The sequence below is a fragment of the Citrobacter sp. RHBSTW-00671 genome (assembly GCF_014103415.1).
GTDB lineage: Bacteria > Pseudomonadota > Gammaproteobacteria > Enterobacterales > Enterobacteriaceae > Citrobacter.
In genome coordinates this window covers 4,608,411-4,622,765 of the sequence record NZ_JABXPR010000001.1, presented here as the reverse complement: position 1 = coordinate 4,622,765, position 14,355 = coordinate 4,608,411, and the positions used below count along the sequence as shown (strand labels likewise).

12 protein-coding genes are annotated in these 14,355 nt (G+C 52.6%); 11 read left to right on the top strand and 1 reads right to left on the bottom strand.

Features of this window, described 5'->3' with window-relative positions; genetic code table 11:
• Positions 1 to 120 precede the first annotated feature (120 nt).
• Entirely contained in the window at positions 121 to 1,101 is a 981-nt protein-coding gene (locus HV261_RS22165; RefSeq protein WP_016947617.1) for an IS5-like element ISKpn26 family transposase, read from the bottom strand.
• 435 nt (positions 1,102 to 1,536) lie between these two features.
• On the opposite strand from HV261_RS22165, the gene leuO reads away from it, so the two are divergent.
• The 11 genes from leuO (at position 1,537) to mraY (ending at position 14,353) form a co-directional block, all read left to right on the top strand.
• Complete coding sequence (gene leuO, locus HV261_RS22160; protein WP_202039509.1) at positions 1,537 to 2,484, top strand: transcriptional regulator LeuO; 948 nt, start codon at positions 1,537 to 1,539, stop codon at positions 2,482 to 2,484.
• 319 nt (positions 2,485 to 2,803) lie between these two features.
• Positions 2,804 to 4,528, top strand: coding sequence for an acetolactate synthase 3 large subunit (ilvI, locus tag HV261_RS22155; RefSeq protein WP_202039508.1), 1,725 nt, complete (start codon positions 2,804 to 2,806; stop codon positions 4,526 to 4,528).
• Positions 4,529 to 4,530: 2 nt separating this feature from the next.
• A complete protein-coding gene (ilvN, locus tag HV261_RS22150) occupies positions 4,531 to 5,022 on the top strand; it encodes an acetolactate synthase small subunit (protein ID WP_003829566.1) in 492 nt (163 codons plus the stop codon).
• A gap of 264 nt (positions 5,023 to 5,286) precedes the next feature.
• Positions 5,287 to 6,291 carry a catabolite repressor/activator gene (gene cra / locus HV261_RS22145; RefSeq protein WP_202039507.1) on the top strand — a complete coding sequence of 335 codons (1,005 nt, stop codon included), beginning with the start codon at positions 5,287 to 5,289 and terminating at the stop codon, positions 6,289 to 6,291.
• A gap of 611 nt (positions 6,292 to 6,902) precedes the next feature.
• Entirely contained in the window at positions 6,903 to 7,361 is a 459-nt protein-coding gene (gene mraZ, locus HV261_RS22140; protein WP_202039506.1) for a division/cell wall cluster transcriptional repressor MraZ, read from the top strand.
• A 1-nt stretch (position 7,362) separates the two neighbouring features.
• On the top strand, positions 7,363 to 8,304 hold the full coding sequence (rsmH, locus tag HV261_RS22135; RefSeq protein WP_202039505.1) for a 16S rRNA (cytosine(1402)-N(4))-methyltransferase RsmH: 942 nt from the start codon (positions 7,363 to 7,365) through the stop codon (positions 8,302 to 8,304).
• Entirely contained in the window at positions 8,301 to 8,666 is a 366-nt protein-coding gene (gene ftsL, locus HV261_RS22130) for a cell division protein FtsL (RefSeq protein WP_000625651.1), read from the top strand. Before rsmH ends, ftsL begins: the two co-directional genes overlap by 4 nt.
• Before the next feature lie 15 nt (positions 8,667 to 8,681).
• Positions 8,682 to 10,448 carry a peptidoglycan glycosyltransferase FtsI gene (gene ftsI, locus HV261_RS22125; protein ID WP_016151691.1) on the top strand — a complete coding sequence of 589 codons (1,767 nt, stop codon included), beginning with the start codon at positions 8,682 to 8,684 and terminating at the stop codon, positions 10,446 to 10,448.
• The gene (murE, locus tag HV261_RS22120; protein WP_202039504.1) at positions 10,435 to 11,922 is read left to right on the top strand and encodes a UDP-N-acetylmuramoyl-L-alanyl-D-glutamate--2,6-diaminopimelate ligase; all 1,488 of its coding nucleotides are present in this window, start codon (positions 10,435 to 10,437) and stop codon (positions 11,920 to 11,922) included. The genes ftsI and murE overlap by 14 nt, the downstream gene beginning before the upstream one ends.
• Positions 11,919 to 13,277 (top strand): UDP-N-acetylmuramoyl-tripeptide--D-alanyl-D-alanine ligase, encoded by a 1,359-nt coding sequence (gene murF, locus HV261_RS22115; RefSeq protein WP_202039503.1) that lies wholly within the window; start codon positions 11,919 to 11,921, stop codon positions 13,275 to 13,277. Before murE ends, murF begins: the two co-directional genes overlap by 4 nt.
• Positions 13,271 to 14,353, top strand: a complete 1,083-nt coding sequence (gene mraY / locus HV261_RS22110) for a phospho-N-acetylmuramoyl-pentapeptide-transferase (protein WP_137383724.1) — start codon at positions 13,271 to 13,273, stop codon at positions 14,351 to 14,353. Before murF ends, mraY begins: the two co-directional genes overlap by 7 nt.
• Positions 14,354 to 14,355: the final 2 nt, after the last annotated feature.

Genomic DNA, 14,355 nt, shown 5'->3' with positions numbered 1-14,355 from the left:
TTCCCAAGCTGACTCGCTGATTAAAATTTCGCGGATCTGGGCCGATTTTTTTCCCGCAAACACATCGAATCAGCCTATTTAGGCTATTTTTTCCACCATTTCTGGCGTTATTTCCGGTTTTTACTGAGATCTCTCCCACTGACGTATCATTTGGTCCACCCGAAACAGGTTGGCCAGGGTGAATAACATCGCCAGTTGGTTATCGTTTTTCAGCAGCCCCTTGTATCTGGCTTTCACGAAGCCGAACTGCCGCTTGATGATGCGAAACGGGTGCTCCACCCTGGCACGGATGCTGGCTTTCATGTATTCGATGTTGATGGCCGTTTTGTTCTTGCGCGGATGCTGCTTCAAGGTTTTTACCCTGCCGGGACGCTCGGCGATCAGCCAGTCCACATCCACCTCGGCCAGCTCCTCGCGCTGTGGCGCTCCTTGGTAGCCGGCATCGGCTGAGACAAATTGCTCCTCTCCATGAAGCAGATTACCCAGCTGATTGAGGTCATGCTCGTTGGCCGCGGTGGTGACCAGGCTGTGGGTCAGGCCACTCTTGGCATCGACACCAATGTGGGCCTTCATGCCAAAGTGCCACTGATTGCCTTTCTTGGTCTGATGCATCTCCGGATCGCGTTGCTGCTCATTGTTCTTGGTCGAGCTGGGTGCCTCAATGATGGTGGCATCCACCAAAGTGCCTTGGGTCATCATGACGCCTGCTTCGGCCAGCCAGCGATTGATGGTCTTGAACAATTGACGGGCCAGTTGATGCTGCTCGAGCAGGTGGCGGAAATTCATGATGGTGGTGCGATCCGGCAGGGCGCTATCCAGGGATAATCGGGCAAACAGGCGCATGGAGGCGATTTCGTACAGGGCATCTTCCATGGCACCGTCGCTCAGGTTGTACCAATGCTGCATGCAGTGAATACGCAGCATGGTCTCCAGCGGATAGGGCCGTCGGCCATTGCCCGCCTTGGGATAAAACGGCTCGATGACAGCGGTCATATTCTGCCATGGCAGAATCTGCTCCATGCGGGAGAGGAAAATCTCTTTTCGGGTCTGACGGCGCTTAGTGCTGAATTCACTATCGGCGAAGGTGAGTTGATGGCTCATGATGTCCCTCTGGGATGCGCTCCGGATGAATATGATGATCTCATATCAGGAACTTGTTCGCACCTTCCCTAACTTTGAATAGGTTTGAGGTGCCGTGGGAAAAATGATTGATAAATAAATGTTAAGCATCACGGTGTTAATGATATAAAAATTTAATTAAAACTTAAATATACATTCACTTAGTGCATGATTGTATATTCGCCATGGTTATGGTTATATTGTTTTCGACATTTAAACGTATGAATCATCGTGCAGTGACCTCTGCCACACTGCGCTCGCATTGGTTTTTGTTCATTCAGGCCGGGGCCTTTATGTTTTCCTAATTTTAATGCTTTCCCTTTTTCTTATTTTATATGCATGGTAAATCATATTAGCGGAGGTTATTTCTGAGCTCCGTCTGGGAAAAGGGATTTTAGAGTGACAGTGGAGTTAAATATGCCAGAAGTAAAAATAATAGATAAACCTAATCTTTTAGAGATGGGGAAGCCGCAGTTGCGCATGGTTGACCTTAATTTATTAACCGTTTTTGACGCGGTGATGCAAGAACAGAATATTACTCGCGCAGCGCATTCTCTGGGCATGTCGCAGCCTGCAGTCAGCAACGCAGTCGCACGTCTGAAGGTTATGTTTAATGATGAGCTCTTTGTGCGCTATGGCCGAGGCATCCAGCCAACAGCACGGGCTTTTCAGCTATTTGGCTCTATTCGTCAGGCGCTGCAATTGGTGCAGAATGAACTGCCAGGGTCCGGTTTTGAACCCGCCAGCAGCTCACGTGTATTTAATCTTTGCGTCTGTAGCCCCCTGGATAATATCCTCACGTCCTTGATTTACAATCGCGTTGAGCAGGTTGCACCTAATATTCATGTCGTATTTAAATCATCGCTCAACCAAAATACAGAACATCAATTACGGTATCAGGAAACAGAATTTGTTATTAGTTATGAAGAATTCCGCCGTCCTGAATTCACCAGTATTCCGTTATTCAGTGATGAGATGGTGTTAGTCGCAAGTAAAAAACACCCGCGCATTAGCGGTCCATTGCTGGAGAGTGATGTCTATAATGAACAGCATGCGGTCGTTTCTCTCGATCGCTTTGCGTCATTCAGTCACCCCTGGTATGACACTCAGGATAAACAAGCCTGCGTTGCTTATCAGGGAATGGCATTAATCAGTGTACTGAATATTGTATCCCAAACTCATTTGGTTTCTATTGCGCCACGCTGGTTAGCTGAAGAGTTCTCCGAGGCTTTAGAGCTGCAAATATTACCGCTACCGTTAAAACTGAATAGCCGGACTTGTTATCTTTCCTGGCATGAAGCCGCGGGTCGGGATAAAGGACATCAATGGATGGAAGAGCTGTTAGTCTCCATCTGTAAGCAGTGACCTACGGCAGAGTAAATCCGATGATGAATCTGGTTTATTCTGCTTTTTTATTTTTATTTGAAATTTTATGCTGAAATCTGCTTTTGGTTTTTGCCTGGGAGGGTGAAAAAATAGAGTAATCGCTGTAAGTCCTCATTTTTAAGCGATTATTTGTCATTCCATTTGCTTATACTGGTTTAATTCTCCGTTTATTCGATTCTTTCCTCCGTTTTATTCTTATCCGCTGTTACACCACCGCTTCGGTGTCAATTGCCATGCCTTATCATCAGCGGTTAATGTGTTGTTAAACCGTTATTCATTATAAGAGTGGAGGCAAGCCATGGAGATGTTGTCTGGAGCCGAGATGGTCGTCCGATCGCTCATCGATCAGGGTGTGAAGCAGGTATTCGGGTATCCCGGGGGCGCAGTCCTCGATATTTATGATGCTTTGCATACGGTCGGTGGTATTGATCATGTGCTGGTCCGCCATGAGCAAGCTGCGGTCCATATGGCCGATGGCCTGGCACGTGCCACGGGTGAAGTGGGCGTTGTGTTAGTCACCTCAGGGCCGGGAGCAACCAATGCGATCACAGGTATCGCAACGGCGTACATGGACTCCATCCCGCTGGTGATCCTCTCCGGGCAGGTGGCTACCTCTCTGATTGGCTACGATGCCTTTCAGGAGTGCGATATGGTGGGGATTTCTCGTCCGGTGGTGAAACACAGTTTTCTGGTCAAGCAAACGGAAGACATCCCGCAGGTACTGAAAAAAGCCTTCTGGCTGGCGGCAAGCGGTCGTCCGGGTCCGGTGGTAGTAGATTTACCGAAGGATATTCTGAATCCGGCGAAGAAATTGCCTTATAGCTGGCCAGAGTCGGTGAGCATGCGTTCGTATAACCCAACGACGACCGGACATAAAGGGCAGATAAAACGCGCTCTGCAGACGTTAGTCGCGGCTAAAAAACCGGTTGTGTACGTGGGGGGGGGCGCCGTTAATGCCGCCTGCCATGAGCAGTTGGGCCAGATCGCTGAAGCACTTAATCTGCCAGTTGTTTCTTCGCTGATGGGGTTAGGCGCGTTTCCGGCAACGCATCGTCAGGCGCTGGGCATGTTGGGTATGCACGGTACCTATGAAGCGAATATGACTATGCATCATTCCGATGTGATCTTTGCCGTCGGCGTGCGCTTTGACGATCGTACAACCAATAATCTGGCAAAATATTGCCCGAATGCGACCGTGTTACATATCGATATCGACCCCACTTCTATTTCAAAAACCGTTACTGCGGATATTCCAATCGTGGGCGATGCTCGCCTGGTGCTTGAGCAGATGCTGGAGCTGCTGGAGCTGGAGAAATCTCAGCAGCCGCTGGATGATAACCGCGACTGGTGGCAACAGATTGAGCACTGGCGCGCCCGGCAGTGCCTGAAATATGACACCCAGAGTGAGAGCATTAAACCGCAGGCAGTGATTGAAACTATCTGGCGTTTGACGAAAGGTGATGCGTATGTCACTTCGGATGTGGGCCAGCACCAGATGTTTGCTGCACTTTACTATCCGTTTGATAAACCTCGTCGTTGGATAAACTCAGGCGGTCTTGGCACCATGGGATTCGGTTTACCCGCAGCGTTAGGGGTGAAGATGGCACTGCCGAATGAAACGGTAGTCTGCGTGACTGGTGATGGCAGTATTCAGATGAATATCCAGGAGCTGTCGACGGCGCTGCAATATGAGCTGCCGGTGCTGGTACTCAACCTTAACAACCGCTATCTCGGCATGGTGAAACAGTGGCAGGACATGATCTATTCCGGGCGTCATTCGCAGTCTTATATGCAGTCGCTACCCGATTTTGTCCGTCTTGCTGAAGCCTATGGGCATATTGGTATCCAGATAAATCATCCGGATGAGCTGGAAAGCAAACTGGGAGAAGCACTGGAACATGTGCGCAACCACCGGCTGGTGTTTGTTGATGTCACCGTCGATGGCAGCGAGCATGTCTACCCGATGCAAATTCGAGGGGGCGGTATGGATGAGATGTGGTTAAGCAAAACGGAGAGGACCTGATTATGCGCCGGATATTATCAGTATTACTGGAAAACGAGTCTGGGGCATTATCGCGTGTGATAGGCCTCTTCGCCCAGCGAGGTTACAACATTGAAAGCCTGACCGTCGCGCCGACTGACGATCCGACCTTATCGCGGATGACGATTCAGACCGTAGGCGATGAAAAGGTCCTCGAACAAATTGAAAAGCAACTGCACAAGCTGGTGGATGTCCTGCGGGTAAGTGAGTTAGGGCAGGGCGCACACGTTGAACGAGAGATCATGCTGGTGAAGATCCAGGCCAGTGGTTATGGCCGGGAAGAGGTGAAACGCAACACGGAAATTTTCCGTGGGCAGATCATCGATGTCACGCCGTCTATCTACACGGTGCAGTTGGCGGGCACCAGCGATAAGCTGGATGCGTTTTTGGCAACCTTGCGTGAAGTCGCCAAAATTGTGGAAGTTGCCCGTTCCGGCGTGGTAGGACTTTCTCGCGGCGATAAAATTATGCGCTAATAGTCGGCTGTATGCCTGATAAGCACCGTGCCATCAGGCATCATCGTGGAGGTCATGCCGGATGGCGGCGTAAACGTCTTATCCGGCCTACAGGTAACGTCCCCGTTTTCGCTGATACGACCTGTTGCGCTTTTTTTTGCGAAATCAGCAGTAACCAGAGACAAAAGCGGTTGCCGCAGTCATTATTCTGCGCTTAGATGTTAATAAATTTAACCCATGCCATCTTAAAGGTTATGGTTTGTACATTTTACGCAAGGGGCAATTGTGAAACTGGATGAAATCGCTCGGTTGGCCGGCGTTTCGCGAACGACTGCAAGCTACGTTATTAATGGCAAAGCAAAGCAATACCGCGTAAGCGACAAAACGGTCGAAAAAGTCATGGCGGTGGTGCGCGAACATAATTACCACCCTAATGCTGTGGCGGCCGGGCTCCGTGCTGGACGCACACGTTCTATCGGGTTGGTGATCCCGGACCTGGAGAATACGAGTTATACCCGCATTGCAAACTACCTGGAACGCCAGGCGCGTCAGCGCGGGTATCAACTGCTGATTGCCTGCTCTGAAGATCAGCCAGATAACGAAATGCGCTGTATTGAGCATCTTTTACAGCGTCAGGTTGACGCCATTATTGTGTCTACCTCATTACCGCCGGAACATCCGTTCTATCAGCGCTGGGCGAACAGTTCATTCCCGATTGTCGCGCTGGATCGTGCGCTGGATCGTGAACACTTCACCAGTGTTGTCGGCGCAGATCAGGATGATGCCCAAATGCTGGCGGAGGAATTGCGTAAATTCCCTGCTGAAACTGTGCTCTACCTGGGGGCGCTCCCTGAATTATCGGTCAGTTTCCTGCGTGAACAGGGTTTCCGTACCGCGTGGAAAGACGATCCACGTGACGTGCACTTCCTGTACGCCAATAGCTATGAGCGGGAGGCCGCAGCGCAACTGTTTGATAAATGGCTGGAAACGCATCCGATGCCTCAGGCGTTGTTTACCACGTCGTTTGCCCTGTTGCAGGGGGTGATGGATGTGACCCTGCGTCGCGATGGGCAACTGCCGTCCGATTTAGCCATTGCGACCTTCGGCGATCATGAATTGCTCGACTTCCTGCAATGCCCGGTGCTGGCAGTAGCACAGCGCCACCGTGATGTGGCTGAACGTGTGCTGGAGATCGTCCTTGCAAGCCTTGATGAACCGCGTAAACCAAAACCAGGATTAACGCGCATTCGGCGTAATCTGTACCGCCGCGGCATCCTTAGCCGTACCTAAGTGGCTGCTATTGATGGCATTGGAGAGAATGCTTCGATGCCATCAACTATTTTATTCTCAGAAATAACCGCATTATATTTAAGAATATTCTTTAGAATTATCTGAAATTCATTCTTTAATTATCCTAATTTAAAAATGCAACTATCCTTTTTTGGGTTATTGATACGTAACGACGCGTTACGTTTGTATTATTTTGTTACATGCTTGTGTGGATTTGCCGAATTAACAAACACTTTGCCGCCGAATTGCGGCAATCTCTCGCCTTCCTTGGCCGTACGGGCCGTACAGACCGATGAACTGGTACTGTTATCTCGCCGCATATTGTCCTAAAATGCCGCTCGCGTCGCAAACTGACACTTTATATTTTCCTCGGTTGATATTGAGTTGTTTTAAACAATGATGAGTTGTTGGATTTTTTTCTTACAAATATTCATGACGTTAATTTGCTTTGTTCGCTGTATGAAATTTGCTCAACGTTGATATTAGCCGTAAACATTGGGTTTTTTGCTCCGCTGAGCGCCGTGACTTGCTTGACAAGGTTTTCCTCCGCTCCGTAAACTCCTTTAAGTGGGATTTTGTGGGATAAAGTGGTGATTGGGGGTGAGACTGGCATGTTCCGGGGAGCAACGTTAGTTAATCTCGACAGTAAAGGGCGCTTATCGGTGCCTACCCGTTATCGGGATCAACTGCTTGAGAGCGCTACCGGTCAAATGGTTTGCACCATTGACATCCATCACCCGTGCCTGCTGCTGTACCCCCTGCCTGAATGGGAAGTTATCGAGCAGAAGCTATCTCGCCTGTCGAGCATGAATCCGGCTGAGCGTCGTGTACAACGCTTATTGTTGGGACATGCCAGCGAATGTCAGATGGATAGCGCTGGTCGATTATTGATAGCGCCCATTCTGCGGCAACACGCAGGGTTAACGAAAGAAGTGATGCTGGTTGGGCAGTTCAATAAGTTTGAGCTGTGGGATGAAACGACCTGGTATCAACAGGTCAAGGAAGATATCGACGCTGAGCAGTCTGTGACCGGCGCGCTGTCGGAACGATTGCAGGACTTGTCTCTATAAGATGATGGAAAATTATAAACACACCACGGTGTTGCTGGATGAAGCCGTAAATGGCCTGAATATTCGTCCAGACGGCATCTACATTGACGGGACATTTGGTCGCGGTGGTCATTCACGTCTGATCCTCTCACAGCTTGGTGAAGAGGGACGTTTACTGGCCATCGATCGCGATCCGCAGGCTATTGCCGTTGCCCAGACGATTACTGATCCCCGTTTCTCCATCATTCATGGACCTTTTTCTGCGCTGGCTGATTATGTCGCCGAGCGTGGACTTACCGGCAAGATCGATGGAATCCTCCTTGATCTTGGTGTGTCTTCTCCGCAGCTTGACGATGCCGAACGCGGCTTTTCATTCATGCGTGACGGTCCGTTAGATATGCGTATGGACCCAACGCGCGGTCAGTCTGCCGCCGAGTGGCTGCAAACCGCCGATGAAGCTGATATCGCCTGGGTGATTAAAACCTTTGGCGAGGAGCGCTTCGGCAAACGTATTGCCCGCGCCATTGTCGAGCGCAACCGCGTTGAACCGATGACCCGTACCAAAGAGCTGGCGGAAGTCATTGCAGCGGCAATGCCGGTAAAAGACAAATTTAAACATCCTGCGACCCGTACCTTCCAGGCGGTGCGCATTTGGGTAAACAGTGAACTGGAGGAGATAGAGCAGGCGCTAAAAAGCTCGCTCAGCGTGCTGGCACCAGGCGGTCGCCTTTCGATAATCAGTTTCCATTCGCTTGAAGATCGCATTGTGAAACGCTTTATGCGCGAACAAAGCCGTGGTCCTCAGGTTCCGGCTGGAATACCGATGACCGAAGCGCAGATCAAAAAACTGGGCGGTCGTGAGTTGAGAGCACTAGGCAAGTTGATGCCGGGTGAAGAAGAGGTCGCAGAAAATCCTCGTGCCCGTAGTTCAGTTCTGCGTATTGCAGAGAGGACGAACGCATGATCAGCAGAGTGACAGAAGCCCTCAGCAAAGTTAAAGGATCGATAGGAAGCAACGAGCGCCATGCCTTGCCTGGCGTGATCGGTGACGATCTTTTGCGGTTCGGGAAGCTGCCACTCTGCCTGTTCATTTGCATTATTTTGACGGCGGTTACCGTCGTAACAACCGCACACCATACGCGATTACTGACCGCGCAGCGTGAGCAGCTGGTTCTGGAGCGAGATGCGCTGGATATCGAATGGCGTAACTTGATCCTTGAAGAGAACGCGCTCGGTGATCATAGCCGTGTTGAACGGATCGCAACGGAAAAGCTGCAAATGCAGCATGTTGATCCCTCACAAGAAAATATCGTAGTACAAAAATAAGGATAAACGCGACGCATGAAAGCAGCGGCAAAAACGCACAAACCAAAACGCCAGGAAGAACAAGCCAACTTTATCAGTTGGCGTTTTGCGTTACTGTGCGGCTGTATTTTGCTGGCGCTGGGTTTCCTGCTGGGGCGTGTTGCCTGGCTGCAAATCATTGCGCCAGACATGCTGGTGCGTCAGGGAGACATGCGTTCTCTGCGCGTCCAGGAAGTGTCTACATCACGCGGGATGATTACCGACCGCTCAGGTCGTCCGCTGGCGGTGAGCGTTCCGGTGAAGGCGATTTGGGCCGACCCGAAAGAGGTGCATGACGCAGGCGGCGTGAGCGTTGGCGAACGCTGGAGAGCGCTGTCGACTGCGCTGAACCTCCCGCTCGATCAACTGGCTTCCCGCATTAACGCCAACCCGAAAGGGCGTTTTATCTATCTGGCGCGTCAGGTAAACCCTGACATGGCCGACTACATCAAGAAGCTGAAGCTGCCAGGCATTCATCTGCGCGAAGAATCCCGCCGTTACTATCCTTCCGGGGAAGTGACCGCTCACCTCATTGGTTTTACCAACGTCGACAGCCAGGGGATTGAAGGCGTTGAGAAGAGCTTCGACAAATGGCTCACCGGGCAACCGGGCGAACGTATTGTACGTAAAGACCGCTACGGCCGCGTCATTGAAGATATCTCCTCTACCGACAGCCAGGCGGCGCACAACCTCGCGCTGAGCATCGATGAGCGTTTACAGGCGCTGGTCTACCGTGAACTGAATAACGCCGTGGCGTTCAACAAGGCGGAGTCAGGCAGCGCGGTCCTGGTGGATGTGAACACCGGTGAAGTGCTGGCGATGGCGAACAGCCCGTCTTACAACCCGAACAATCTCACCGGTACGCCGAAAGACGCAATGCGTAACCGGACCATTACCGACGTGTTTGAGCCGGGTTCTACCGTCAAACCGATGGTGGTGATGACCGCGCTGCAGCGTGGCGTGGTACGTGAAAATACCGTACTTAACACCATTCCTTACCGAATTAATGGCCACGAAATTAAAGACGTGGCGCGTTATAGCGAATTGACCCTTACCGGGGTTTTGCAGAAGTCGAGTAACGTCGGTGTTTCCAAACTGGCGTTAGCGATGCCGTCCTCAGCGTTAGTAGATACTTACTCACGTTTTGGGCTGGGAAAAGCGACCAATTTGGGGTTGGTCGGAGAACGCAGTGGCTTATATCCTCAAAAACAACGGTGGTCTGACATAGAGAGGGCCACCTTCTCTTTCGGCTATGGGCTAATGGTAACCCCGTTACAGTTAGCGCGAGTCTACGCAACTATCGGTAGCTATGGCGTTTATCGCCCGCTGTCGATTACTAAAGTTGACCCTCCTGTTCCGGGCGAGCGTATCTTCCCGGAGTCGACCGTACGCACTGTGGTGCACATGATGGAAAGCGTGGCGCTGCCGGGCGGTGGCGGCGTGAAGGCGGCGATTAAAGGCTATCGCATCGCGATTAAAACCGGTACGGCGAAAAAGGTCGGGCCAGATGGCCGCTACATCAATAAATACATTGCTTATACCGCAGGCGTTGCGCCTGCGAGTCAGCCGCGCTTCGCGCTGGTTGTTGTTATCAACGATCCGCAGGCGGGTAAATATTACGGTGGCGCCGTTTCCGCGCCGGTCTTCGGTGCCATCATGGGCGGCGTACTGCGCACCATGAACATCGAACCGGATGCGCTGACAACGGGCGATAAAAATGAATTTGTGAATAATCAAGGCGAGGCAACAGGTGGCAGATCGTAATTTGCGCGACCTTCTTGCTCCATGGGTGCCGGGTGCACCGGAGCGAGCACTGCGAGAGATGACACTCGACAGCCGTGTGGCTGCATCGGGCGATCTCTTTGTAGCAGTAGTGGGTCATCAGGCGGACGGGCGTCGATATATCCCGCAGGCGATAGCGCAAGGTGTGGCTGCCATTATTGCAGAGGCAAAAGATGAGGCCGCAGACGGCGAAATCCGAGAAATGCACGGCGTTCCGGTCATCTATCTCAGCCAGCTTAACGAGCGTTTATCTGCACTGGCAGGCCGCTTTTACCACGAGCCATCTGAAAATATGCGTCTGGTCGGTGTGACCGGAACGAACGGTAAAACCACCACTACCCAACTGCTTGCACAGTGGAGCCAACTGCTTGGCGAAACCAGTGCGGTAATGGGAACGGTAGGTAATGGCCTGCTGGGTAAAGTGATCCCGACGGAAAATACCACTGGGTCAGCCGTTGACGTTCAGCATGTGCTGGCGGGGCTGGTTGAACAGGGCGCGACCTTTGGCGCGATGGAAGTTTCATCGCATGGCCTGGTTCAGCACCGCGTGGCGGCGCTGAAATTTGCGGCCTCAGTATTTACCAACTTAAGCCGTGACCATCTCGATTATCACGGCGATATGGAACACTATGAAGCCGCGAAGTGGTTGCTGTACTCCACGCATCACAGTGGACAGGCTATCGTCAATGCGGATGACGAAGTGGGGCGCCGCTGGCTGGCGAAGCTGCCGGATGCGGTAGCTGTCTCGATGGAAGACCATATCAATCCCAACTGCCACGGTCGTTGGCTGAAAGCCGTTGAGGTGAACTATCACGATAGTGGCGCAACGATTCGCTTTGCCTCTACCTGGGGAGAAGGCGAAATTGAAAGCCGCCTGATGGGGGCGTTTAACGTCAGCAATTTGCTGCTGGCGCTGGCCACACTGCTGGCGTTGGGGTATCCGTTAGCCGATTTACTGAAAACGGCGGCCCGACTGCAGCCGGTCTGCGGGCGCATGGAAGTATTCAGCGCACCGGGTAAAACGACGGTAGTGGTTGATTATGCTCATACGCCGGATGCGCTGGAAAAAGCGCTGCAGGCGGCCCGTCTGCATTGCACCGGCAAGCTGTGGTGCGTCTTTGGCTGCGGCGGCGATCGCGACAAAGGCAAGCGTCCGTTGATGGGGGCCATTGCCGAGCAGTTTGCCGATGTCGTTGTGGTTACGGATGATAACCCACGCACCGAAGAGCCTCGCGCCATTATCAATGACATTCTGGCGGGTATGCTGGATGCCGGGCAGGCAAAAGTGATGGAAGGCCGTGCTGAAGCGGTCACTAGCGCCATCATGCAGGCAAAAGAAAATGACGTGGTGCTGGTCGCTGGCAAAGGCCATGAAGATTACCAGATTGTCGGCGCACACCGTCTCGACTACTCCGACCGCGTGACGGCAGCACGTCTGCTGGGGGTTATCGCATGATTAGCGTAACGCTCAGCCAACTGGCGGAAATCCTCGGCGGCGAACTGAAAGGGGGCGATCTGACCCTTGATGCGGTCACGACCGATACGCGTAAAGTCACGCCAGGCTGTTTATTTGTCGCACTGAAAGGTGAACGCTTTGATGCCCACGATTTTGCCGATACGGCAAAAGAAAATGGCGCGGGCGCGCTGCTGGTCAGCCGTGCGCTGGATACCGATCTGCCGCAACTCATTGTAAAAGATACGCGCCTGGCATTTGGCGAGCTGGCGGCGTGGGTACGCGCCCAGGTTCCGGCGCGCATAGTTGCACTAACCGGCTCGTCCGGTAAAACGTCCGTCAAAGAGATGACGGCGTCCATTCTGAGTCAGTGCGGCAATACCTTATATACCGCGGGCAACCTGAATAACGACATCGGCGTACCGATGACGCTGCTGCGGTTAAACAACGATTACGACTATGCCGTGATTGAGCTTGGCGCGAATCATCAGGGCGAAATCGCCTGGACCGTTGGCCTGACACGCCCGGAAGCGGCGCTGGTGAACAACCTGGCCGCCGCGCATCTGGAAGGCTTCGGCTCTCTGGCGGGTGTGGCGAAGGCAAAAGGTGAGATTTTTACCGGCCTGTCAGCGAACGGTGTCGCCATTATGAATGCCGATAACAACGACTGGTTGAACTGGCAGAGCATCATCGGCGATCGCAAAGTCTGGCGCTTCTCGCCGAATGCGGCTAACAGCGACTTTTCGGCAGCTAACGTTCATGTGACCTCACACGGCACAGAGTTTTCGCTGCAAACGCCAACCGGAAGCATTGATGTTCTGCTGCCCCTGCCGGGTCGTCACAATATTGCTAACGCCCTGGCGGCGGCTGCGCTCTCTATGGCGGTAGGCGCAACGCCAGATGCCGTGAAAGCGGGTCTGAAGGATCTGCAAGCGGTCCCGGGCCGACTGTTCCCAATTCAACTTGCAGAAAATCAACTGCTGCTGGACGACTCCTATAACGCGAACGTCGGTTCGATGACCGCAGCGGTACAGGTGCTGTCTGAGATGCCGGGCTACCGAGTATTGGTCGTGGGCGATATGGCAGAGCTTGGCGCGGAAAGCGAAGCCTGCCACGTACAGGTGGGTGTTGCTGCGAAAACCGCAGGTATCGACCGTGTGCTGAGTACAGGGAAACTGAGTCAGGCAATTAGCCATGCCAGCGGCGTTGGTGAGCATTTTGCGGATAAAACCGCGCTGACCGCGCATCTTAAGGCGCTGATTGCAGAACATCAGATCATGACGATTTTAGTGAAGGGTTCACGTAGTGCCGCCATGGAAGAGGTAGTACGCGCATTACAGGAGAATGGAACATGTTAGTTTGGCTGGCCGAACATTTGGTCAAATATTATTCCGGCTTCAACGTCTTTTCCTATCTGACGTTTCGCGCCATCGTCAGCCTGCTGACCGCGCTGTTCATCTCTTTGTGGATGGGCCCGCGTATGATCGCCCGCTTGCAAAAAATGTCATTTGGCCAGGTCGTGCGTAACGACGGCCCGGAATCACACTTTAGTAAACGCGGTACGCCGACCATGGGCGGCATCATGATCCTCACCGCGATTGTTATCTCCGTGCTGCTGTGGGCCTACCCATCCAACCCGTACGTGTGGTGCGTGCTGGTGGTGCTGGTTGGCTACGGTATTATCGGTTTTGTCGATGACTACCGCAAAGTGGTGCGTAAAGACACCAAGGGTCTGATCGCGCGCTGGAAATATTTCTGGATGTCGGTTATTGCATTAGGGGTCGCGTTTGCGCTGTATCTGGCAGGAAAAGACACCCCGGCAACTGAACTGGTGGTGCCGTTCTTTAAAGATGTCATGCCGCAACTGGGGCTGTTCTACATCCTGTTGGCGTACTTCGTTATTGTCGGTACCGGGAATGCGGTAAACCTTACCGACGGCCTGGATGGCCTGGCGATTATGCCGACCGTGTTCGTGGCCGCCGGTTTTGCACTGGTTGCATGGGCGACCGGTAACATGAACTTCGCCAACTATCTGCACATTCCTTATTTACGCCACGCTGGCGAATTGGTGATTGTCTGTACGGCGATTGTCGGCGCAGGTTTAGGCTTCCTGTGGTTTAACACCTATCCGGCTCAGGTCTTTATGGGCGACGTCGGATCGCTGGCGCTGGGCGGCGCGCTGGGTATTATTGCCGTACTGCTGCGTCAGGAGTTCCTGCTGGTGATCATGGGCGGTGTCTTCGTGGTGGAAACCCTGTCGGTCATTCTGCAGGTGGGGTCCTTTAAGCTGCGCGGACAGCGCATCTTCCGTATGGCACCGATTCACCATCACTATGAACTGAAAGGTTGGCCGGAACCGCGTGTGATTGTGCGTTTCTGGATTATTTCGCTGATGCTGGTCCTGATTGGCCTGGCAACGCTGAAGGTACGTTAATC